General features: G+C 39.9%; 20 protein-coding genes. 13 read left to right on the forward strand and 7 right to left on the reverse strand.

The genetic code is table 11. The features are described 5' to 3' along the window. Positions 1 to 30: 30 nt before the first annotated feature. From JZ787_RS13395 to JZ787_RS13405, 3 genes are all read left to right on the forward strand, one after another. Positions 31 to 258, forward strand: a complete 228-nt coding sequence (locus JZ787_RS13395) for a hypothetical protein (RefSeq protein WP_279683851.1) — start codon at positions 31 to 33, stop codon at positions 256 to 258. A gap of 94 nt (positions 259 to 352) precedes the next feature. Then, positions 353 to 622, forward strand: a complete 270-nt coding sequence (locus tag JZ787_RS13400) for a hypothetical protein (protein WP_004984984.1) — start codon at positions 353 to 355, stop codon at positions 620 to 622. Positions 623 to 1,123: 501 nt separating this feature from the next. After that, the gene (locus JZ787_RS13405) at positions 1,124 to 1,333 is read left to right on the forward strand and encodes a hypothetical protein (RefSeq protein WP_004676710.1); all 210 of its coding nucleotides are present in this window, start codon (positions 1,124 to 1,126) and stop codon (positions 1,331 to 1,333) included. Positions 1,334 to 1,954: 621 nt separating this feature from the next. Here JZ787_RS13405 and JZ787_RS13410 read toward each other — a convergent pair. Then, positions 1,955 to 3,172 (reverse strand): integrase arm-type DNA-binding domain-containing protein, encoded by a 1,218-nt coding sequence (locus JZ787_RS13410; protein WP_004984978.1) that lies wholly within the window; start codon positions 3,170 to 3,172, stop codon positions 1,955 to 1,957. Positions 3,173 to 3,557: 385 nt separating this feature from the next. Between JZ787_RS13410 and icd the strand changes: the two genes are divergently transcribed. From icd to JZ787_RS13425, 3 genes are all read left to right on the forward strand, one after another. Further along, positions 3,558 to 4,811: an NADP-dependent isocitrate dehydrogenase gene (icd, locus tag JZ787_RS13415; protein WP_005401098.1), complete on the forward strand. Its 1,254-nt coding sequence runs from the start codon at positions 3,558 to 3,560 to the stop codon at positions 4,809 to 4,811. Positions 4,812 to 5,095: 284 nt separating this feature from the next. Further along, complete coding sequence (locus JZ787_RS13420; protein ID WP_004696738.1) at positions 5,096 to 5,269, forward strand: hypothetical protein; 174 nt, start codon at positions 5,096 to 5,098, stop codon at positions 5,267 to 5,269. Positions 5,270 to 5,619: 350 nt separating this feature from the next. Continuing rightward, the gene (locus JZ787_RS13425; RefSeq protein WP_346312579.1) at positions 5,620 to 6,171 is read left to right on the forward strand and encodes a M23 family metallopeptidase; all 552 of its coding nucleotides are present in this window, start codon (positions 5,620 to 5,622) and stop codon (positions 6,169 to 6,171) included. A 204-nt stretch (positions 6,172 to 6,375) separates the two neighbouring features. Here JZ787_RS13425 and JZ787_RS13430 read toward each other — a convergent pair whose 3' ends face one another. Next, positions 6,376 to 7,578, reverse strand: coding sequence for a YbfB/YjiJ family MFS transporter (locus JZ787_RS13430; protein WP_346312580.1), 1,203 nt, complete (start codon positions 7,576 to 7,578; stop codon positions 6,376 to 6,378). A 108-nt stretch (positions 7,579 to 7,686) separates the two neighbouring features. After that, a complete protein-coding gene (locus JZ787_RS13435; RefSeq protein ID WP_184119152.1) occupies positions 7,687 to 8,292 on the reverse strand; it encodes a flavin reductase family protein in 606 nt (201 codons plus the stop codon). 159 nt (positions 8,293 to 8,451) lie between these two features. On the opposite strand from JZ787_RS13435, the gene JZ787_RS13440 reads away from it, so the two are divergent. From JZ787_RS13440 to JZ787_RS13450, 3 genes are all read left to right on the forward strand, one after another. After that, positions 8,452 to 9,840: an L-cystine transporter gene (locus JZ787_RS13440; RefSeq protein ID WP_346312581.1), complete on the forward strand. Its 1,389-nt coding sequence runs from the start codon at positions 8,452 to 8,454 to the stop codon at positions 9,838 to 9,840. A 152-nt stretch (positions 9,841 to 9,992) separates the two neighbouring features. Beyond that, the gene (locus JZ787_RS13445; protein WP_346312582.1) at positions 9,993 to 10,820 is read left to right on the forward strand and encodes a PhzF family phenazine biosynthesis protein; all 828 of its coding nucleotides are present in this window, start codon (positions 9,993 to 9,995) and stop codon (positions 10,818 to 10,820) included. 146 nt (positions 10,821 to 10,966) lie between these two features. Further along, entirely contained in the window at positions 10,967 to 13,744 is a 2,778-nt protein-coding gene (locus JZ787_RS13450; protein WP_346312583.1) for an insulinase family protein, read from the forward strand. A 91-nt stretch (positions 13,745 to 13,835) separates the two neighbouring features. Here JZ787_RS13450 and JZ787_RS13455 read toward each other — a convergent pair whose 3' ends face one another. Then, complete coding sequence (locus JZ787_RS13455; protein WP_234964317.1) at positions 13,836 to 14,900, reverse strand: amidohydrolase family protein; 1,065 nt, start codon at positions 14,898 to 14,900, stop codon at positions 13,836 to 13,838. 121 nt (positions 14,901 to 15,021) lie between these two features. Further along, entirely contained in the window at positions 15,022 to 15,417 is a 396-nt protein-coding gene (locus JZ787_RS13460; RefSeq protein WP_004696747.1) for a DUF3144 domain-containing protein, read from the reverse strand. A gap of 114 nt (positions 15,418 to 15,531) precedes the next feature. On the opposite strand from JZ787_RS13460, the gene JZ787_RS13465 reads away from it, so the two are divergent. Beyond that, positions 15,532 to 16,164, forward strand: coding sequence for a hypothetical protein (locus tag JZ787_RS13465; protein WP_178927894.1), 633 nt, complete (start codon positions 15,532 to 15,534; stop codon positions 16,162 to 16,164). Positions 16,165 to 16,233: 69 nt separating this feature from the next. On the opposite strand, the gene JZ787_RS13470 is transcribed toward JZ787_RS13465, so the two are convergent. Beyond that, positions 16,234 to 17,697: a CHAD domain-containing protein gene (locus tag JZ787_RS13470; RefSeq protein WP_346312584.1), complete on the reverse strand. Its 1,464-nt coding sequence runs from the start codon at positions 17,695 to 17,697 to the stop codon at positions 16,234 to 16,236. Positions 17,698 to 18,094: 397 nt separating this feature from the next. Further along, complete coding sequence (locus JZ787_RS13475; protein ID WP_346312585.1) at positions 18,095 to 19,555, reverse strand: CYTH domain-containing protein; 1,461 nt, start codon at positions 19,553 to 19,555, stop codon at positions 18,095 to 18,097. A 285-nt stretch (positions 19,556 to 19,840) separates the two neighbouring features. Here JZ787_RS13475 and JZ787_RS13480 point away from each other — a divergent pair, with 285 nt between their 5' ends. The 3 genes from JZ787_RS13480 (at position 19,841) to hemL (ending at position 22,704) form a co-directional block, all read left to right on the forward strand. Beyond that, complete coding sequence (locus JZ787_RS13480) at positions 19,841 to 20,224, forward strand: DUF962 domain-containing protein (RefSeq protein WP_346312586.1); 384 nt, start codon at positions 19,841 to 19,843, stop codon at positions 20,222 to 20,224. Between the two features lie 518 nt (positions 20,225 to 20,742). Next, the gene (gene thiE / locus JZ787_RS13485) at positions 20,743 to 21,363 is read left to right on the forward strand and encodes a thiamine phosphate synthase (protein ID WP_346312587.1); all 621 of its coding nucleotides are present in this window, start codon (positions 20,743 to 20,745) and stop codon (positions 21,361 to 21,363) included. Positions 21,364 to 21,405: 42 nt separating this feature from the next. Next, positions 21,406 to 22,704: a glutamate-1-semialdehyde 2,1-aminomutase gene (gene hemL / locus JZ787_RS13490; RefSeq protein WP_078424990.1), complete on the forward strand. Its 1,299-nt coding sequence runs from the start codon at positions 21,406 to 21,408 to the stop codon at positions 22,702 to 22,704. Positions 22,705 to 22,718: the final 14 nt, after the last annotated feature.

Raw genomic sequence — 22,718 nt, forward strand, 5'->3', positions numbered from 1 at the left:
TAATCATTACTTACAACAAGAAGAATAGAAATGAATATTTGTATCGGTGGTGATTTAGATGGCAGGGTAATAGTGCTTGATAAACCATGTTTTAATGCTAAAAAAGTAAACAAGACAAAAGCAGCAAACTACATTAAGCAAATGTATGTCATACATGGTGACGTCTATTATTTTTGGCGTGATGCTGAGCTTAAATTGTTGGAAGTTACTCAACGTATAGAGATCTTACTGGCAAAGACTAAGCGAAAATCTATTTAACTGTCCCTGATAGTAAGTTTTTTATTGTCTTTATCCGTAAAAGAAATTAGTTTAAATTGAACCAATTGTTAAAATAATTATGAGAACGGAAAAAATGAATAGAAAATTTGAACTACATGTGATTAGCCAGATCTATGACTTTTTAGTTGAAAGAGAGGCGTTTACCTCACTAAACCTTGATCGTAAAGTTACGGAGTTTTTTCGGGAAGTACATGTAGGGCGAGAAGAAGATTTTACAATTCTTGAATCAAATAAAATCTCAGGAAACTTTGGTGAAGTTTCCTATATCAATTTATTGAATGTCCCTAATTTCAACGATAAAGATAAATTTCTGAAATGGGCACATAAAGCTTTAAATTTATAAGTTGTAATAAATCAGTGTAATTTAATAGGAATTGTTTCATTGTTTAACAAATTCAATTACATAAATAATAATGTGGTTACATTATGAACAGTAATTCATCAGAAGGCGGTTAGATAAATACAAATCACAGTGATATGTTTGAATCAAAAGTTCTACATGGATGGAATTAAAGATGAAATTCTTAACTTTGGTGAGCATAGGTGCGGTAGCAAGTTTCTGTTTATTGTTAAAGAGTCACACTACTGAAAATTCATTTCATTCAAACTTCGATAACGTTGTTCGAAATGCTGTCTTACAGGGATTCATATAAATATAGATGCCTAAGATATATAGCTTTTAAGTACTTAAAGGAGAAATAAGATGATCAGATTATTAATGTGTATATTTGGCCTTCATGGTGCTAGAGAGATTGATTACACCAATGACCAAAAAGAAATTTGTGTATGCCGAGAGTGCTTGAAGAAAGTCAAGAGTCCTTATAAACAGGTATAATTTCTTTTTATGAAAAGACAGTCTAAAAAATCTGAGCATATAACCTCAAATTGGACAACCGAGCAAGATAGTTTCTTAATTGAAAATAGTTTTATGGTGATTGAGCAGCTTATCAATCATCTGCCTTTTACTGAAGATGAAATTATTAAGCGTAAAGAGGTACTAGGTCTCACTAGAAGACATAGACAGATGCGTAAATTTTTGAGCAATCCATCTTAAGAGAGTTCTAAGCCTCTATTTTTTTAAAACGGATCAGACATAAAAGACCCCGTTCGATATCTATTATTCGCGGAGGTTTTTTTCTCTTATGGATGTTGTTATACAACTTTATACACTTAATTAACGTCACAGTTACTTTTATAAAATCTCTTACATGTCTATCCCTAGAATTTGTGATAATTGTTTGCATTTAGAGTCAAATGCATTCTTAATGACTAGAGCATTAAATAGAACAATAGAAGGAGATGGATATGACCTCGCAAGAAGTACTCGTATTTTCAGCCTCAGCATTTGGTCTCACATTACTCATTTATGAGTTTGGACAGATGTCCATGATGTTTAGTTAAACCACCTTCGGGTGGTTTTTTATTGCAAGATATAACTACATCACAATATGGATAGAATATGTAAACTGGTTAAATTTTAGTGTAATTATGAATTTACAATATTTACTGGAAGTTTCGTTTACGTAACAAACGAGTAATTAATGGCTTTGTTGCATAAATATGTAAGCATCTGATTTAAATAAATTTAATTTTAGATCAAAAAATTATCAAAACTTTTAAAATCATATAGTTATGAAATCTTTGTGCAACAAAGCCTATAGGAATATGCAATAATTCATGTGCTCCAGCTATCTACAATATTTGCCCAATCCTGAAGCATCTTTCTACGATCAGTCAAATATTTCGCATGGTTATATGAAGCGCGGGTCTTATTTACTTCGGCATGGGCTAGTTGTGTTTCAATCCAGTCAGTATTATAGCCAAGGCCATTTAATTCAGTTGAGGCTGTAGCCCTAAAGTCATGAGCTGTTACTTGATTTAAGCCAATATATGTAAGCATTTTGTTTAGAGTAGTTCTAGAGATCATGCAGTCTCTTTTTTGCGGGGAAGGGAATACATATTTTTGATCTTTAGTAAAAGCATATTGTTCATTCAAAATATTAAGTAATTGATTGGAAATGGGAACGATATGAACTCGATTTTTCTTCATTATTCGTTCTTGCTTTAATCGTCTAGAGGCTTTAGGAAATTTGATAATCTTCTCTTCAAAATCTACAAAACTCCATTCCATTTTTCTTATTTCAACAGTCCTGAGCATAGAGTAAAGCATTGCCAAACATGCATTCTTAACGGTTGTAGAACCTCCATAACTATCAATATTTTGTCGTAGTGCATTCTTCTCATGCTTTTCAAGTGGTCGAGCATGTTCTACCTCAGGGGATTCAATGGCCTCCCTTACCGCGTAGGTGGGATCGTTATCAGCGCGTAAAGTCACAATTGCATAGCGCATAACTAAACCAATGAATCTACGATTAAGGTTGGCAGCAGACTCACCAGTGCCATGCTTCCCTTGACTTAATACACGTTGAACAGTGTTCTTCATAATGGATAAGATATCTGCAGAGCTAACGTCATTGATTGGCTTATTGCCAATGGCTTTGTAGACATCCTTTTCCATAGAATTATTAAAACGGCCGATATAGTCCTCTGATTTGTACTTCATTCTCTCTTGAACATATTCTTGAGCAATGGCCTTAAATGTATTGTTAACAGCCAATTCTTTTTCAATTCTATCTTTTTTCTTTTCTTCAACAGGGTTCAAGCCTTTAGCAAGTTTAGCTTTAGCCTCGTCTTTAAGCTTACGAGCATCCTGAAGTGATACTGCAGGGTATTCGCCAAAACTAATAGTCCCTTCTTTTCCATGTAAGACAAATTTGAATCGCCAAATTTTTTTACCAGTCGGGCGCACTTCAATATATAAACGTTCAGCATCAAGTATTCGGTAAGATTTTTCTAGTGATTTTAAAGTTCTGACTTTTGCATCGGTGAGCATACGGGTATCTTGTTAATAGAAATATGTTACCCGTTAAGATACCCGTTTTTATTGAGGATTAAAATAGAATAAAAAAGACTAAAATAGAGTGTAAGTTTTGTTTTGTAAGGGTTTTAGTGGTTTTCATTAGATTGTAACGGATTGATACAGACTCATATTATCAGCATTATTCAGGATGACGATTTTCATAGTCAATAACTTCTGTAATTACATAAAATAAGAAATATCAAGATTTATTTAATAGAGAAATGTAGTTATTTCTCGTATAAATCTCAAAAACAGCGGAATTCGATTAAGCTATTATGCGATAAGAACAGTGGAAAGTATTGTCTATCGGCAATTATTTTTTAAATTTGCCAATTATAATAAAAGGGAGCGCCTGAAAATGGGTTATCAGAAGATCATCGTTCCTGCGGATGGTAGTAAAATTACCGTAAACGCAGATTTATCATTAAATGTTCCAAATCAACCGATTATTCCTTTTATTGAAGGCGATGGTATTGGTGTTGACATTACACCAGCCATGAAAACTGTAGTGGATGCTGCAGTACAAAAAGCATATGGTGGTAAACGCTCGATTGAGTGGATGGAAGTCTACTGCGGTGAAAAAGCCAATAAAATTTATGGCTCCTATATGCCAGAAGAAACTTTTGATGCGCTACGCGAGTTTGTTGTTTCAATTAAAGGCCCCTTAACCACACCCGTCGGCGGGGGCATTCGTTCTTTGAACGTGGCGCTACGCCAAGAATTAGATTTGTACGTCTGTGTACGCCCTGTACGTTGGTTTGAAGGGGTACCATCACCTGTTCAGCATCCTGAACTGACGGATATGGTTATTTTCCGTGAGAACTCAGAAGATATTTATGCCGGAATCGAGTGGAAAGCCGACTCTCCTGAAGCGAAGAAAGTGATTAAGTTTCTCAAAGAAGAAATGGGCGTGACTAAAATCCGATTTGAAGATAACTGTGGTATTGGGATTAAGCCCGTATCGAAAGAGGGAACGCAGCGTCTTGTGCGTAAAGCGATTCAATTTGCGATTGATAATGATAAGCCGAGTGTGACCTTGGTTCATAAAGGCAACATCATGAAATATACCGAAGGAGCGTTTAAAGAGTGGGGCTATGAACTTGCGATGGACCGTTTCGGTGGTGAGCTCATTGATGGCGGGCCATGGGTAAAAATTAAAAATCCAAAAAATGGTAAAGACATCATCATTAAAGATGTGATTGCCGATGCATTCTTGCAGCAGATTTTAATGCGTCCTGCGGACTATTCAGTGATTGCGACTTTAAACCTGAATGGTGACTATATTTCTGATGCACTGGCTGCAGAAGTTGGAGGGATTGGTATTGCGCCGGGTGCGAATATTGGCGGGGCGATTTCTGTTTATGAAGCCACGCACGGAACAGCGCCAAAATATGCCGGTCAAGATAAAGTCAACCCAGGCTCCATTATTCTTTCTGCTGAAATGATGCTACGAGATATGGGCTGGGTAGAGGCGGCAGATTTGATCATTAAGGGGATTTCAGGAGCAATTGAGGCGAAAACAGTCACTTATGATTTTGAGCGATTAATGCCGAATGCAACCTTATTGCGTTGTTCAGAGTTTGGTGAAGCCATTATTGCGAATATGGAATAAGCCTTAAACTAAAAATGGCAGAAACCCGCACATACTGCGGATTTTCTTTTGTTGTGTTGAAAGTAGCTCTGGAAATAGGTTTGCAATGTAAAACTAGGTTAAAGGATTTGTGCTTTCAGTGAGTATAGGTAAGGTTAAATAAAAAGGAGAGTTGATTCTTAACCACAATTTATATATGTAATTACAATGAAGTACTTTGATACAGCTTATAGCTTGGGTTTTTAGCTGAGTGATGTATGGTGGTCTTTGTCGAATGTTACGGCAGATGATAAAGGAGTAGTCTCGTGGCTAATCAACAAAATCAACAGCAGAACAATCAGCAGCAACGTCAACAACAACCGAATCAACCGCAAGAACAACCAGATCAACAACAACAGCAACAACAACCCAAACCAAATCAAGGTCAGCAAAAACAGCCGAATCAAAACCAACCGAACCCAGATCAGCAACAACGCTAGGCGTATTGCTATTTCATGAACGAATATTAAAGGTATTTCAAGGAGGAATCGATCAAAGGGAGTTGAACCAAAGGAGGACCCTATGTCGAATAATGTTGTGAAAACATTAAAACAGAAGATCAAAGCACGTTTAAAAAAGATCTCTAAGCATCAGTCTAAGCTGAAAGCCTTGGAGAAAAAACTGAAGAAGCGTAAGTAGTTTTACGTGGTTTATTTGAAGCAAAGCCCTCATTTTATATGAGGGCTTTGTCGTTACATATATAGGATATCTTTCAATATATGAGGCATTTAGTATGAAAAGGTAACTTTATCTTATTTTAATCTCTAAAAATTACCTGAGTAGTTGAATCATGCCTCGTTTAGTTCTGAGTGGAGCTATTTTAAGTATAAGTCTGCTGATGAGTGGATGTCAGCCACCGGCTTCGGGTGAAGCAGCAGGTTTGAGTTATCCATATTTATATTGGCAGTTATATAAGACGCCTTTAACAAAAAACTTAAATGTGCCTGTACTAGGTGTAAGCCATAAGCAGATACAAGATACTTGGGGGGCAGCACGTGGTCAGGGACGAAAACATCAAGGTATTGATATCTTCGCTAAACGTGGAACACCTGTCTTAAGCGCTACATCAGGCATTGTCTTGGATGTCGGCCTCAATAGTCTAGGTGGACAAGTAGTATGGGTAATGGGACCAAACTTAAGCCGTCACTACTATGCACATTTAGATGCTTATGCGCCTAATATTCAAACGGGTGATTGGGTTGAAGTGGGAGAAGTATTGGGCTATGTCGGGAACACGGGCAATGCCAAGAATACGCCACCACATTTGCACTATGGAATTTATAGGACTGGAAAAGGAGCTGTGAATCCTTATCCATATTTAACTTTAAATGCATTGAAATAACTGAGCTTTAGTCTACAGCTGTAAAAGTTCGAATGCATGAATTGTATTGGTTATAGAAGGCACATCAATTGGGTTCTTTTCTTATACTTACACAGTACATTTGTATTATGTAGAGGTAAGTCAAAAATACTACAGGTATTTAACATGGACGGCCCTTTATAACGGAACCTACAACTCTTTTTCGATTTCCTTCTATGTGAAGGATTAAAAGGGCTCTTTTTTAGTTGTTGGATTGGAGGTGGATGTCGTACGGGTAAAGTAAAATAGTTGCAGTGTTCCTAAACCGAGGACACCCGCAGCAAGTATAAACTGAAAGTGATATGACCAACCCAAATGCTGCAAGGTACTAAAACTTAAACCACCGACCAGCTGGACCGTTGCAAAGCTAAGTGTCGCTATACTCCACAACTTTTTATAGGCCAAGCCGTAGAGTTGTAAGATGGTGTAGGAGGTGAGAAAGACTACCGCAGGGTTCAGTAGTCCTGTGAGAAATGAAGACAGGAGTGTAAATACAGGCGAAAAACTCAGAACCGCAATAAAAACTGCCACAATATAGACACTGTATAAAATCTTTAAAGCCAGAAAGTTGCCAAATTTACGTGCTAAAGCATAAGCTATCGCTGCACCCAAAGCGCTGCCTAAGCCATATAAAATCCAGTTAAAATTGATCCAATATAAATTTAGCGTTAAGACATGACTTAAATAATCAATCCAAAACAAAGAATGGGGAATATAGGCAAAGGCGCTGCAGGCATAAACAATGAGTAAGCTATAGTAAATTTTATTCACTGTATGAGTCTGGGGTTGGTTTGTAGGGATACTGTGCAGTTGCTTTTGGAAAGGACGAACCAGTATCCATAATAACCACGTAATGACAAATGCAAAGCCACAGAGAATGAACCATGCGCTACTGATTGCAATACGGTCTAAATACGGCATAAACAGCGTGGCTGCCAATACACCAATTCCTATTCCGCTAAATCCAATGAGATTAATTTTAAAACGGTGCTGTAACTCACTGCACTGCGCCACAATACTGGGCGATAGAATCATCAGCAAACCACCGCCGATACCTGAAATGATGCGCCACACCAAATACCAAACTTCGTTAAAATGTGAAAATGCACAGGCAAATAGGCTGATTGAACCAAAGAGCGCAGCAAAAATGATATAGATCGGCATTTTTGCATTTTGTGGCAACTTCATCGCCCAAAATGCGCCGATCAGATAGCCCAGCAGATTGGCGCTACCGAGTAGGCTGGCGAAATTGTGTGACCATTCATAGGCTTCGCGAGTGGACGGCAGTAGAGCGGTATAAGAAAAACGTAAGATGCCAATTCCCAAGCACATACTCAGGCAGAGAAAGAGACTCAGTTGTACGGTGCTTGAGAACGTCCTGTTCATCATAATTTGACTATTTGTTTAAAAAATACACTTGAACTATAAGATGAAATTTACAATAAAACAATCGGGTGATGTCCACCTTTAGTCGAGCGAAGTAAAGGCGCAGTCAATTTAATCAGTATCTTTGAGTTGATTGATATCCACTGCATCACCAATGGTATAAAAGTGTCCGCCTGCAACATGGTGGATGCTTTTCCATTCATCTGCGGCTTCATGGTAGTACCAATGCCCATCTCTAAAAACACGATCATCGGCATAAGCGGCAATGACTTTGCCAATAAATAAGTCATGTTGCTGTTGATTATGCGGTTCAGGAATGAGTTCACACAGAATCCATGCACTACAGCCTTCAACCACTGGAATTGGGCTGTAACCAAACTGAAAAAGTTCGACCCCACACTGACGTAACTTTTCAGGAGCATCATATTGACTGATTATGCCTAGTGCGTAGACCATTTTCAGCTGTTTAAGTGTAGGGACTTGCAGCGCAAACAAACCCGATTTTTCAATAATACTGCGGGTTTTTGTCGATTTATCGAGTACGACCGTCACTTTGGCTGGGCTAAACTCTAGGGCGCATGCCCAAGCTGCGGCCATGACATCGGTGCTTTCATCATCTTGACTGGAAACCAGCACGGTTGGGCCGTGGTTGAGTAGCCGATATGCTTTTTCTAAAGGTACGGGCAGAATGTGAGGATTAAGCAGAGATTGATTCATATAAAAGAACACTTTAACAGCCGTTTAAATGCTTTATACCACATTCTAAAACTGCCAATTCAGTCTAAATTTGTACATTCAGCGTGGAATATGGCGCAAAACAGTAAGCCCGTTTAAATTTTGATTTATAATTATGACAGCATCATTTAGGGAAACAGTATGAATATCCCCTTAATCGTCAATGTCATCATTTTTATTGCATTGCTTTTTTTACTGGGCCGAACCCGTAAAACCGATTGGAGTTTAGCGAAGAAGGTACTGGCAGGTCTCTGTCTCGGTATTGTTTTTGGTCTCGCTTTACATGGGTTTTATGGTACGCATTCGCCTGTACTACAAGAGTCGGTACAGTGGTTTAATTTGGTCGGTAAAGGCTATGTCAAACTACTACAAATGGTGGTGATGCCTTTGGTATTTGTTTCCATTTTAGGCGCTGTGATTAAGCTGCACGATGCGGGTTCATTGGGTAAAATTAGTTTTATCAGTATTGGGACTTTGTTATTTACCACAGCGATTGCTGCATTTGTCGGTGTGGTGGTGACCAATCTGTTCGGCTTAACTGCGGCAGGTTTAGTGCAAGGGACACAAGAAACTGAACGTTTAAATACGATTCAAACTGACTATGTCGGGCAAGTGGCTGACTTGCAAGTGCCTGATTTATTTCTGTCATTTATTCCGAGCAATCCTTTTGCCGAGCTGACAGGGGCACATCCAACCTCCATTATTAGTGTAGTCATTTTTGCAGTGTTTTTAGGCATTGCAGGCTTGAACCTCATGAAAGCGGATGCTGAAAAAGGGCAAAAGCTGTTGTCTGCAATTGACATCTTGCAAGCGTGGGTCATGAAGTTGGTACGTCTAATTATGATGCTCACTCCTTATGGTGTGTTCGCACTCATGACCAATATTGTGGCCAACTCTAAAATGGCGGATATCTTAAACTTAGGTGGCTTCTTGGTTGCGTCTTATATCGGCTTGGCGATTATGTTTATCGTGCACGCCGTGATTTTGGCGCTCACAGGTGTTAACCCAATTCAGTTCTTTAAAAAGGTTTGGCCTGTGCTGACCTTTGCGTTTACCAGCCGTTCAAGTGCTGCCAGTATTCCTTTAAATATTGAAGCGCAAACACGACGTTTGGGTGTGCCTGAGTCGATTGCCAGCTTTTCAGCATCATTTGGTACGACCATTGGGCAAAACGGCTGTGCGGGGCTGTATCCTGCGATGTTGGCCGTTATGGTTGCACCAACAGTGGGTATTAATCCGCTCGATCCACTTTGGATTTTGACTTTGGTTTGTGTCGTGACCTTGAGCTCGATTGGAGTGGCTGGTGTTGGTGGTGGAGCAACATTTGCAGCACTGATTGTCCTACCGATGCTGGGCTTGCCTGTGACTTTGGTTGCACTGCTTATTTCAATTGAGCCTTTAATTGATATGGGGCGTACGGCTTTGAATGTGAATGGTTCTATGACCGCAGGTGTTGTGACCAGTCAAGTCTTAGGTCAAACGGATAAGCTTATTTTTGAGCAAGACAATGTGGACTTAAAAGAAGTCTAAGCTGGAAAATATATAGCTTATGAACTGAAAAGAAGCCTATCTTCATGATTAGGCTTCTTTTTATTGGACGTGTATCCATAAATGACTAAAAACTGTATCTACTTTTTTACTCAGTTTTTTGCAAAATAAAGCTTCAATTTAGGAGAAAAACGATGAAAATGTATCAAGTCGATGCCTTTACAACTGAATTATTCAAAGGTAATCCTGCCGCTGTGATTGTGTGTAATGAATGGTTAGCAGTAGATTTGATGCAGAATATTGCCTTGGAAAATAATTTGGCAGAAACGGCTTTTGTGAAAGTGATTGATGCTGAAAACTATGAAATTCGTTGGTTCACTCCTCAGGTTGAAGTGGACTTTTGTGGGCACGCGACTTTAGCCAGTAGTTTCATCCTGTTTCGGGATTATACCGATGCCAAACGTATCCAGTTCCATGTGAAAGACTTGGGTATTTTTATCATTGATCAAGACATTGATGGCAAGATTCATATGAATTTTCCAATTCGAGCACCGCAAAAGTTAGAAGACTATCCTGCGGAAATTCATGAATTGGTCGATTGTGAAATTAAAGAAGTCTATTTAAACCCACAGGCTTATATTTTAGTGTGTGAGTCTGAGCAGGCCGTTAAGGATGCCAAACCGAACTTAGATAAAATTCGTCAACTGGCAGAAAAGCATAAAGTCAGTACTGCGATTACTGCTGAAAACTTGGATGTTACCCTGACTTCAACGTCTCAAGACTATGATTATATCGCGCGTTATTTCGCACCGCATAAAGGCATCAATGAAGACCCTGTGACAGGCTCCATGCATACAGGTCTTGCACCACTGTGGGCGGAGAAGTTGGGTAAAACCTCATTGATTGCCTATCAGGCATCGAGCCGTGGAGGATTGCTTTACTGTGACATTCAGTCTGAAACGCGAATCCAAATTTCTGGCTATGCCAAGTTATATATGACGGCTGAACTTTACTTGGATTAAGTTTTAATTCTCTTAAATTAAAACTACTGGTGAAAAATAAGCATTGATTAAAATGCTATTTTTCACCAAATTACTATAAAAATAATTTAACTTTCCTCTATGATGTTGAGAATCATTCATATTTTGTCGAATTGTTTGGAAAAATAATGTTAATGCGTTTTAAAACATTGAGTTTGTCGGTATTGCTACTTGGCTTTGGGGGCACAGTATGGGCACAACCCGTATTAGTAAAATCGGAACAGAAAATTGAAGAATATAAATTAGATAACGGTTTACGCATTATTCTTGCGCCAAACGATAAAGAAAATAAAGTGTATATGAATATGGTCTATTTGACTGGTTCATTGAACGACCCAAAAGGTAAGGGTGGTTTAGCGCACTTATTGGAACACTTAGCGTTCAAGGGAACTAAAAATGTTCCAGGGGACGAGTTTCAGCGCCGTTTAGATCAATACGGTTTAATGAATAATGCCAGCACAGATTATTACTCAACCAAATACATTAATGTAGTTCGTCCTGAACAAAATGCGATTAATGAGCTGATTCATCTTGAAGCCGAGCGTATGGACGGCTTGGTGCTCCAAGAAAAATATGTACCATCTGAAATCGCGATTGTAAAACGCGAGCGTGAAGTCCGCATGGATCAGCCTTTTTCAGTGCTCATGGATCAGATGTGGAAGTCCGCTTATGGCAATCAATATTTAGGGCGTTTACCGATTGGTGATTTAAACGAGTTACAGTCAATCAAAATGGCTGAGCTGAATAAGTTTTATCGTGACTGGTATGCACCGAATAATGCGGTGTTTGTCATTTCGGGGAAGTTTGATCAAGCTGCTCTACTGAAGCAGATTGATGAAAAATTTAGTGCGATTAAAGCGCGTGCTGTACCTGCGAAAGTCAAAGTGCCTGTCTTAGATGCAAGTAAGATTAAAGAACGCCAGTTTGTAGTGAAAAAAGGCAGTAATTTCGCCAAATATAATATCTACCTGAATGGTAAAAATGAGAACATTAAGACCGCGTTGGCGGTGTCACCGTATTTATACACCATGCAACCCAGTGGACATTTGTACCAAAGCATTGTAGAAACGGGAACGGCTACAGCTGTTCAGTCGACCACATGGTTAGACCAAGATTTCAATATGGTGTTTATGGGCGCAGTTTATGCCCCCAACCATGATGTGAAAAAAGTCGAGTCAGCTTTGGTTACTGGTGTAGAAAAAACACCAAGCTTCAACGAGGTTGAGCTCAACCGCGTGAAGAGTATGATTAAAAATGCACAAGAAAGCATGTTCAGCAGCGCAACAGCAGTCGGTGGCATGCTCAGTGACTACGTGGTTTCTGCCAATGGTGATTGGACACAATACTTTAAAGATCAGCAACAGTTACAACAGCTCAGCGTTACTGATGTGAACCAACGTTTAGATGACTTTTTAGTGCCTGAGCATCGTATTTCAGGCACTATTTTACCGACCCCAGAAGATCAGAAAAAAGCACTTGAACAAGCGGCAGCAGCGACCCCAGCAAAAACTTTAGACCAACAAGCCGTGGCTGAAGAACCATTGAAAGATGTCAGTGCGTATAAGGCAGAAGTGGCTGGATATGTAAAAAGCTCAAAGCAGTATTTAGAAAGTGCTGAAAAACAAATTCAGCGTGGCAAGTTAAAAAATGGCATGCAATATGCGCTGTACTCAAGTACCACGCGTGACGATAAGACCTATGCCACCATTTCGATTGATTTTGGTACTGCAGAAAGTTTGTTTAATAAAGCAGAGTTATTAGATCTTACCTCTTATTTACTGCTCAGAGCTTCAACTCAATATAGCTTGCAAGATATTGCCGATCATTCTATAGATGCGGGTGGTGGAGCAAGTGCCTCAAGTAATGGTAACGGCATCAATATTTCAATCGTGGCAAAGAAAGAAAAGTTTGATGAATTTTTTAACTTCGTGATAGATGTACTTAAAAATCCAACCTTTGAACAAAGCCAGTTTGATTTGATTAAGTCACAAAGCTTAGCAAGTCTAGATCGACCGTATACAGAACCTGAAACTGTAGCGGCTTTAACCATTGCTCGTTTACTTGAAACTTATCCAATTGGGGATATTCGACATCACTTCGAGCCTGAATATGTCAAGAAGCAGTATCAGGCCGCAACACAAGCTCAGGTTAAACAGCTGTATCAGCAGTTTTTTGCGATGAATCATGCACAAATTTCGGTAACGGGCGTGATTGATACGAAAAAGATGAAAAAGACTTTAAATCAGGCTTTTGCAAACTGGAATTCGGCAGCGCCTTATCAGCGGATTACTTCTGACTTTACTGCATATAAAGCGCAGCGTGTACATGCACTGTCAGAGCAGCGTGAGTTTGGTAGCTATCAGAGCATTATGACGTTCCCTGTGGGTACATACCACCCAGATGCACCTGCTTTACAGATACTCGAGCACATTTTAGGTGAGTCGCAGTTGTCTTCTCGTTTGGCGCAAGAGCTACGTGAAAAGAATGCCTTGGTCTATGGTTTCGGCAGCAGCATTTCGTTGGATGACTGGACGGAGTCAGGAGCGCTAACGATTGATGCAAACTATAGCGCAGGCAAATCGGCTCAAGTGTCTCAGGCGGTCTATAAAGTGTTGAATGAGTTATTGGCCAAAGGCGTTACTGAACAGGAAGTGGAAGCTGCCAAGGCTGATATTTTGAAAAAGCGTGTGACTGCACTTGAAGATAGTCGCAATATCCATCGCATGTTGATTCCTCAAATGAAGCGTAATCGTACTTTACTGGATCGCGAACAGCGTGATTTAGCATTGGCAAAAATTAGTAAAGCCGATGTTGATGCGGTGATTCAGAAGTATATTAAGCTGGATCAGTTGGTTGAAGTGATGGCTGACCAATATGGCAAAGCGCAACCAGCGCTGAAAAATTAAAGATTTCAGTTTTCATTTAAAAAGAACCCCTCAAAATTGAGGGGTTCTTTGTATCATAGGTTTTATAAAATAGTTTTCTTATTTTTTTTAATTAAAGCCGATAAAACTGTTTGGCATTGTGATGGAATACGCGTTTTAAAGCATCAGGGTCATAGGCTGCGACGACATCGCTAAAGGCATCGATAATATTCACCAACGATGTACTGACCGAATCCATAGGAAAGTTAGAGGCAAACATCACCCGATAGGTTCCAAAACAGGCGAGGGCATGTGTAATCATGGGATGTGCAAGGTCAAAGACTTCTTGTTTGGAAGCCAGTCGACCTTCTTTATGAAAGCGATGTCCTAATACAGGCATGAAAAGCCCCGACATTTTGGTATAGACATTTGGACAGCTTGCAAGCTCAGCTAAGTCGTCCTTCCAACGAAAGAGAATATTTTCCCGTGCCGTTTGTGTCATGCCTGTATTTGCACCAATTGGGCCAAATAAACCTGCAGGTGTACCCAAATGATCCAGCACAATGGAAGTTTCTGGGAACTGCTTGGCCAGATAAATCACATCTTCAAGCTGTGTCGAATAAACCCAAGCATCAAAACTCAAGTTGTATTGGGACAGTACTTCGAAACCTTTGAGAAATTTTTTATTGCGATATAACTGTGGCTCATCTGTCCACGCATGGATTGCTTTGTCTTCATGAAAAGACGCCATTTTACGAATACCACGAAAGTGTGGTGAAGCTTTATGGTGTAATTTTAGGATCTTTTTAAAGTTACGATCACGTGGGTCAGCTGTTGCGACAATGCCACCCAATTTGACGGTATCTACCCCAAAAGCTAAAGACTCGATAAACTGAGTTTCCTCAACCACACCTTTGCCTTTGCTGTGATGCCAACTGGCTTCGACATGCACCACTTGTTCTACTGTGTATGGGCCAGTATCGCGTTTATAGTCATGAGGTAAATAAGGACGTGTAATATGACGGGTTAGACCGATGGTTTCAATCAGATCTTTAGGTTTCACCAAACGAACCATTTTGTCCAAAAGCTTAGGATGCTTGCCCAATAATTTGACTGCCAAAGCCGCTGCATGTGGCGTGTTATAGGGGTCCCACTGGTGGATGTGTGGATCGATGAGTGCAAAGTCCAAATGCTGCATGTTCTTCCCTAAGTCATATTCCTTAGCGATTACCATACTGTAAATTGAGGTGTTGCAACATTGTATTTCGTTTCAAATACGACGAAATGAAAAAAGCCTGCACGAAGCAGGCTTTGATTGATCAGTGATCGTGTTTGTGGTCATGCTTATTGGCATGAAATTCTTCGTTATGACGGAAACGAAGGTAGTTCTCAAACTGTTCACAATATTCGTCATAGTTGTCTTCAAGCATCATTTGGAACTGCTGCAAAATATAAGACATCACTTGCTCTTTGGCATCACGCATTTCATCGCCATCTTTAAAGTTGTTGGCTGCCACCCACGTGTTAAAACGGGCTGTACCAAACAACATCGCAGCACTCACTTGGCCACGTATTTCAGCAGGTTTCACTTGTGAACCTTTTTCTGTGCGACAAAAATCGTTGGCTTGCTTAATAAATTCATCTGCACGTTCAAAAAAAGCAGCATTCAACGCTTCTTCTTCGGTTACATCTGTTGCTTCAATCTTCTGAACCATGAACTTGTCCTAAAATACATAAATAACTCAGCCTGCATTATAGGCAAAGCCTTGCAGAAACTAAACCTTTGCCTTAATCTAAAAATAGCCTAAGCAATAAAATAGAGGATATCCATGCAAGACGCGATTGCGGTACAAAGTTTAAAAAGTGATATTGCATTATTGCGTCAAAACATTTGGCCACCACAAAATTTAGCCAATGTCGAAGGCTTACCGATCTACTATGGCACGAAAGCGGAAGTTGAGGACTACTACCGTCAGTGGATGGGTTTGATTGAGCGGGCACAAGACTTGTTCCAACCTTTTATGGAAGATGAAGTGTTGGATGCAATTCATTTACCTAGTCATTTGAACTTACCGCTGTTTTATTTTCACGTCGATCGTATTCGGATTAATAAAACCCGCGCCAAAGAATCTAAAAGTTTTCGCGGTATTGCAAGCTTAATCGAAAAATGTGGGCAGTTTGAGCCAGAGCAAGTCCAAGCCATGCGCGCTTGGTTGGACAGCGATGATAACGCTGCCTTGGTTGCGCATAGGGAATTTATTGACCTCAGAACCTATGTGTTTCAGCATGGGCAGAGTGAATATACCCGTACCCGATTTTATGTAAATGGTATCGTGTTAAGTACCGAAGCACACTTTGAACTGGTCGATGCACGAGACAAACCACGTAAGCAGCGCAGTGATAGCTATAACGCCCCCTTAGCAGATAACAATACGTGGAAGGTGTACGGAAAGTATCGTTAACTTAAGTGTCGGCAGGAAATTCACTTATAGAAGAGCTTTTCACTGTTGATGTATATTTTGGTTTAAAGGCTATTTCAGCTTTTTGGTTTGACTGAGCAGCAACAGCCGTTGTTCAACCAATTTCAGCATTCTATTTTTTTCCGCGGCGATCCATCCTGTGGCAAAACTATAAGCGGCTTCTGGTTCAGGGGCTTGTTGAAATAAAGCTTCTGCAACCACTAAATCATTATAGTGCCCTAAGTTTTCCTGAACTGCTTTGAGTTTTTTTAAATAGGTTTTTAATGCTTTTGCTTCGAGTAAAAATGCCACAAACTCAATGCTATAACGCAGTTGTTTGACTTGTTTACGAATACGGTGTTTTTCCTCATCTTCAAGCTGGCTAAAGTGCTCGGCATGTACGCATATTTTATGGTGTAAAGCCTGTATCACTTTGAGTGCATGTTTTTTCAGTTTGGTTTTTGAAGGCGAATCTAATTCTTGCTCTGTAAATAAAATTAATTCAAGCCAAAGTTGCGTCGTTTCTGGTCGTTGGAACAGGGCACAGACATCAGTGATGGCTTCTGTACTTGGAGCAAGATGGTCTAAAGGATAACCAGCCTCAATCAGTTGGGGGAGTAAGTCTTCGTTCAGCGCATCGATATCACGTGTTCCACCTAAGGCTTGAAAAATAGTGGTGAGTTCCGCTTTCCAGTGTGGTTGAATGGCATCCGACCATGCAGCAAAACTTTTCAGTGCGGTACGTAAGCGGCGAATTGCCACGCGGGCTTGGTGTACATGCTCACTGGAATACTGCTGTCGAGCAATTGAACTGGCATTGGGAAGTAAGTGCTGTAGGCAATTGGCCAGTATGCTTTGTAGAGCTTTAACTTCGCTTGAACTTCTGTTCAGTACAAGAGGTGTTTGATACTGCGCTGAAAAGGAACTTTGCTGACGAACAGCCTGAAGGCCATAGTCTGACTTGCTATGTGTGTCGAGACTCAGTTGGTATTTTTGAATCCAAGGTTGTATAAATGCGATCAGATCTTCTATCGATCCTTGTTTTAATTCAAATTCGATTTCGAAAATATCCACACTGCTTTGTTCTTTAAAAATTTTGCCAATATCGAGAGCAATTTCAAGTGTACTACTTCCAATATCCTGCAAAACGCGTAAACGTTGGATGTTGGTTTCAAAGAGCAATTCAAGGGTTGGAAGTGGAAGCCCCAAAGCGCGTTTTAAGTTTTTGTAGATAACGGAATAATCTTTTTTATAGTTATCTAAGTCGAGTGTAGTCGTCTCAGGTGGCTCTATATCAAATTCAAGTTCAAAGCGACTCAATGCTTTTGCGGTATTCAGTGCTTTGAAGGTTTGTTTCCATGTATCATTTTCCTGCCGCCGTCGAATCGCGATGCAATGCTTAGCAAGTGTTTGATCCGCTGTATCAAAGTATTGGGCTGCTAAATGAATCGGCTCAGCCTTGAGCAGTGTAAAAGCTTTTTGCAAGGCCTTACGCTTCTTAACTGGAACTTGAAACTTAAACTCAATCTCTTGCATAGCCCTGACTCATGACAACCTACGTTTTACTATATGCTAAATTGAGTAAAAAAAGACCAGATTTGAATAGGTATCAGCTAAAAGAGCAGAAATAGTGGGCTAGATGTCACTTTTAAAATGAGATGGTCGTCAGAAATATGCAGAGTTAATAAGTACAGATGGTTACTTCGAAGTGATAATAAACCTACATTGAGTAGGAATGTATAGGCTTACTTTTTAAGAATAAAAATGAAGATAAAGCCTGTATTATTCTGATAATAGGCCGCTTTGTCATAGATAAATTAGCGGTTTGAAGCGACCAACTATGATTTTCTATCATGGTTTTAGGTCTTATCAGGCTTTGTGGGGGACGATAGCAGTCATGTATTTAACATGACTGCTTATACTATACAGAGCGTTATTTTAAGAATTTACGGCTAACTAAGAACTGTTCTGTCGCCTCTAAAAGTTTATCGGCATAGACTTCAAGTTTTGCTGTGAGCCAGCCCAAAACAAACCAATCACTGGCTTCAAGTTCGGTCTGTTGAATATATGCAGCTGAAGTCGCCAAGATTTGATATTCATGTGCAGCTTGTTGGGCATCATTCAACGCTTTACTGTATTTCTGCAAATTTTTCACATCATAAATGGACGTTAAAATAGGAAAGCTAAACTTCAATTCCTTAATTTTCTGCGCCAATACATCTAAGCTTTCAAAGTGGCTAATATCTGCAGCATTCAAGCTTTCTTGTAGCTGTCGATATTGGTTTTGAAGGGTATTGTGCGCATAGGTTTTTAAATCCTGCTTTTGTACCTGATCATGTGAACTTAAACTAAAGGTCAATAATTCAAGATAATGATGCACGTTCTGCGTCGATTTAACTAAATTTCCAAGCTTTTCTTGAGCATATAAAATGTCTTTGGCAAGATTTTCTGTAGTAGTTGGATTTTGTAAAAATGCGCCTAGGGTACTTTGCATATGCTGCAAATGTTGTAAATGATCAAACTGATGCTTAAATGCGGCAAGTTGCATCGCCCATTTATCAGAAATATTGTTATTCCAGTCCTTAAACAAAGCTAAGGTTAGTTGTAAGTGCTCTAAAGCGGTTTGTGCCTGATTAATATGGCTTTGCTCAGCAACACCTGCTGAAATTGCAGCAATATTCGGCAGTAAATGCTGCATTTGCTGACCAATCAACAAACTCAGGTTATGTGCCGCACTTTCTTTTTTTGATAAGACAAATTCTTTTTCAAAACGTGCTGGACTCACTGTTTGTTCAAGTGCCAGTAAGTTACCCATTTCAGCTTTGCTACGAACATCTAACCACAGTTGATACTTCTTCACCCATTCAAAACTAAAAGCCAAAAGCGACTGAACAGAACCTGATTTGAGCTCAAACTCTACTTCATGGATGGTCTGTTCTCGACCAGATGCACGAACTACACCGATATCCAAACAGACTTCAATTTCAGCATCTTCAAATTCAATGACGCGATAGGTGCGTTGGATGTCCGTTTCAAAGGTGAGCTTTAATGCAGTCGCATCCGCTCCTAAAGCTTGGGTTAGAATCTGTTGAGCCTCTGGAATAGCTTCATAAATACTGAGGTCGAGTTCAGGAGATGACTCTAATTCGCCCAAATTGTGATTATGTTCAAAACGGTGTAAATGACTTTTACCTGCGGCTTTGAGTGTTTGAATCCAGCAAGGACCTTCAAGACGTTGACGCAAAGCAGCGCCGTGTTGAGCCAAAAGGCGGTCAGACGTGTCAAAATACTTGGCTTGAAGTTGAATATTTTCAGACTTTTTAGGATCTAAAGCTTTAAGAAGGGCGGTACGTCGTGCTTCGTTAATCTGAAATTTTAATTCAATTTCAACCATGAAAAATTCCTAATTTGAGGGGCTAGGTCAGTGCCAAGCCTTTATGTATTTAGATGCATGATCTGTAGTTTGTTTTATGTGCGCTAAAGGCACACCAATGTACACCTGAATTGTAGCGAAAAAGAGACAGTATGTAAGACTTGACGACACAATAAAACAAAGTTGCAGTGAGAGATTGATCAAAAAATAATTCTGTTTTTATTGGAAGCTTTCTTTGAGGCGATTGCACTTTGCAGACTGAAGATTTTCAGCTATTTTGGTAGAAAACCATCAGGATGATGACAGATGAATGCACAGGTTGAACCGAAACAGGAACGTGATGTAGAACCTAATTTCCAGTTGCCGATTAAGGACTTTCAGCAGTTTTATCGTTTTTATCTAACAGAACACCGTAACATCATGAGTCGTCGGCTACACGTTGCGGGCAGTTCAATTGGACTGTACTTTTTCTCTAAAGCCATACTTAAACGCAAGCCGCGTTATTTTATATACGGCTTAGTCTCTGGCTATGCCTGTGCGTGGGTAGGTCATTTTGTTTTTGAAAAAAATAAGCCAGCCAGTTTTAAACAGCCTTTGTATAGTTTTATTTCTGACTGGCGCATGTTTTCCGATGTTTTACGTGGAAATTTAAGCTTACAAGATCGTGCTTTGGATAAAATTCCAAGTTAGTGAAGCACTTTGTGACTTCATCATGAAAGTTTTATGAAAAGCTTGAAATTAACAGTTGCAAAGTATGAGTTAATGTTCTAATAATGAGATCGTTGTTTATATTTTCACCAAATAATATATAAGTGCTTTGAACTTTAAAGTGCTTTTAGTTTTCCAAGCCTAGAGCGACCTTCTCTAGGCTTTTTTTATGTGGATTTTAAATAAAATATGCGGCTTTTTAGCTTTTATGATGTTGTTCAAACACCACTGGTTTAAAAAGCTAAAAAGCCGTATTAGATCGCTGCGTGTCTCTTATTCTTGTTATAAAGTTGTTATTTTTATTTTATTCTTGTTGCTTTCTGTATCCATTAAACTGCGAAAGCGGTGGGGCGACTATCACTGAAAATAGGTATTTTTATATAGCCTGAGCTTAGTCGCGGGATTTTTGTACAAAGCAAAGCATTTTCAGTCCCAACTCATTAAAGCATCAGTCGCCTTTGGCTTTATAATAGAACGACATAACCCAAAGGTAGAGTTAAATGCGCGGTTTATATTTAATTACAAATGATGATCCTTTAGAGCTACTTTTGGCTAAATTAGAAGGTGCAATGGCAACACGTGAGGTTGCCATTTTGCAGTATCGCCGTAAAAAAGTACCCAAAGAAGAACAGGCTTACGAAGTCGAGTATATGAAAGCGATGTGCGCTGAGTATCGTGTTCCTTTTGTGATCAATGATGACTTAGAAATGGCAGTCAAATACGGTGTTGGTGTGCATTTAGGGCAAGGTGATGGCGAAGTTGCCGAAGCTGCCGCACGCCTGCCAAAAGATGCAGTGATTGGTCGTACGTGTTTGAACTCGATTGAGCTGGCAGAGAAAGCCATTGCTGAAGGTGCAACATACGTCGCTTTTGGTGCAATTTACGCAACTGAGACCAAGCCAGAAGCAGGCAATATTGGCTTGCAGACTTTAAAGGAAGCCAAAGCCAAATTGAATGTGCCGATTTGTGCGATTGGTGGCTTAACAGTTGAAAATTCAGGTGAAGTGATCGAAGCTGGTGCCGACCTTTGCGCAGTGATTAGTGATATATTAGGGCTATCAATGTCTGCGATTCCTGATCGTATAGAACAGTGGGCTGATTTATTTGCATCTAAAGCTTAAGCGTTTTTAGATGTTTTTTTATTTTTTGAGTTGAGTAACTTCATGAGCTTATCTCCAAAGCAAGAACAATTGTTTAAACAAGCAAGCAAACATATTCCGGGTGGTGTGAACTCACCTGTACGTGCATTTAATAGCGTAGGCGGAACGCCTGTCTTTATTGAAAAGGCGCAAGGTGCATACTTGTACGATGTGGATGGTAAGCGCTATGTAGACTATGTGGGCTCATGGGGACCAATGATTTTAGGTCATGCTCATCCTGAAATTATTAAAGCAGTTCAAAATGCTGCAGTGGATGGTTTAAGTTTCGGTGCACCCACCGTACATGAAACAACTTTAGCTGACATTATTTGCGAAATTATGCCGTCAATTGAGCTGGTTCGTATGACCAACTCAGGTACTGAGGCAACCATGACAGCCATTCGTCTTGCACGTGGTTATACAGGTCGTGACAAGATTGTAAAATTTGAAGGCTGTTACCACGGTCACTCAGATTCACTGCTAGTAAAAGCAGGCTCTGGCTTGCTAACCAGCGGCGAAGGTGAAGCAACTTCGGCAGGTGTTCCTGCCGACTTTGCCAAACACACACTGACTCTTCCATATAACGATATTGCTACTTTAAAAGAGTGCTTTGCGAAGTTTGGTTCAGAGATTGCAGGGGTGATTGTGGAGCCTGTGGCAGGGAACATGAACCTAGTCAAACCAATCGACGGCTTCTTACAAGCGATTCGTGATGTATGTGATGAACATGGTTCTGTTTTTATCATTGATGAAGTGATGACTGGTTTCCGTGTTGGATTGGGTGGTGCGCAAGCTCACTATGGCGTGACTCCTGATTTAACCACCTTAGGTAAGATTATTGGTGCAGGCTTGCCCGTCGGTGCTTTTGGTGGGAAACGAGAAGTGATGGAGTGTATTGCTCCACTGGGTAAAGTTTACCAAGCTGGAACACTGTCGGGGAATCCACTTGCAATGCGTGCAGGGATTGAGATGTTTAAACACCTGCGCCAAGATGGTTTTTATGAAAAATTGACAGCGCAGCTAGAAAAACTGCTTGTGGGTTTACAAGCCGCGGCTGATGAAGCGGGTATTGCTTTTAAAACGCAACAAGTAGGGGGTATGTTTGGTTTGTACTTTACCGATCAAGAAGACATTACTAGCTTCGACTCGATGTTGAAGTGTGATATTGATGCATTCCGTAAGTTCTTCCATGGCATGTTAGACCGTGGTGTGAACCTTGCACCATCTGCCTTTGAAGCTGGCTTTATTTCAGCTGCCCATTCTGATGAAGACATTGAATTTACCCTGCAAGCAGCGAAAGAAGTTTTTGCAAGTATGAAGTAAGTATTTGTCCTTGT

The sequence above is a fragment of the Acinetobacter sp. BWR-L5 genome, assembly GCF_039655985.1.
GTDB lineage: Bacteria > Pseudomonadota > Gammaproteobacteria > Pseudomonadales > Moraxellaceae > Acinetobacter > Acinetobacter johnsonii.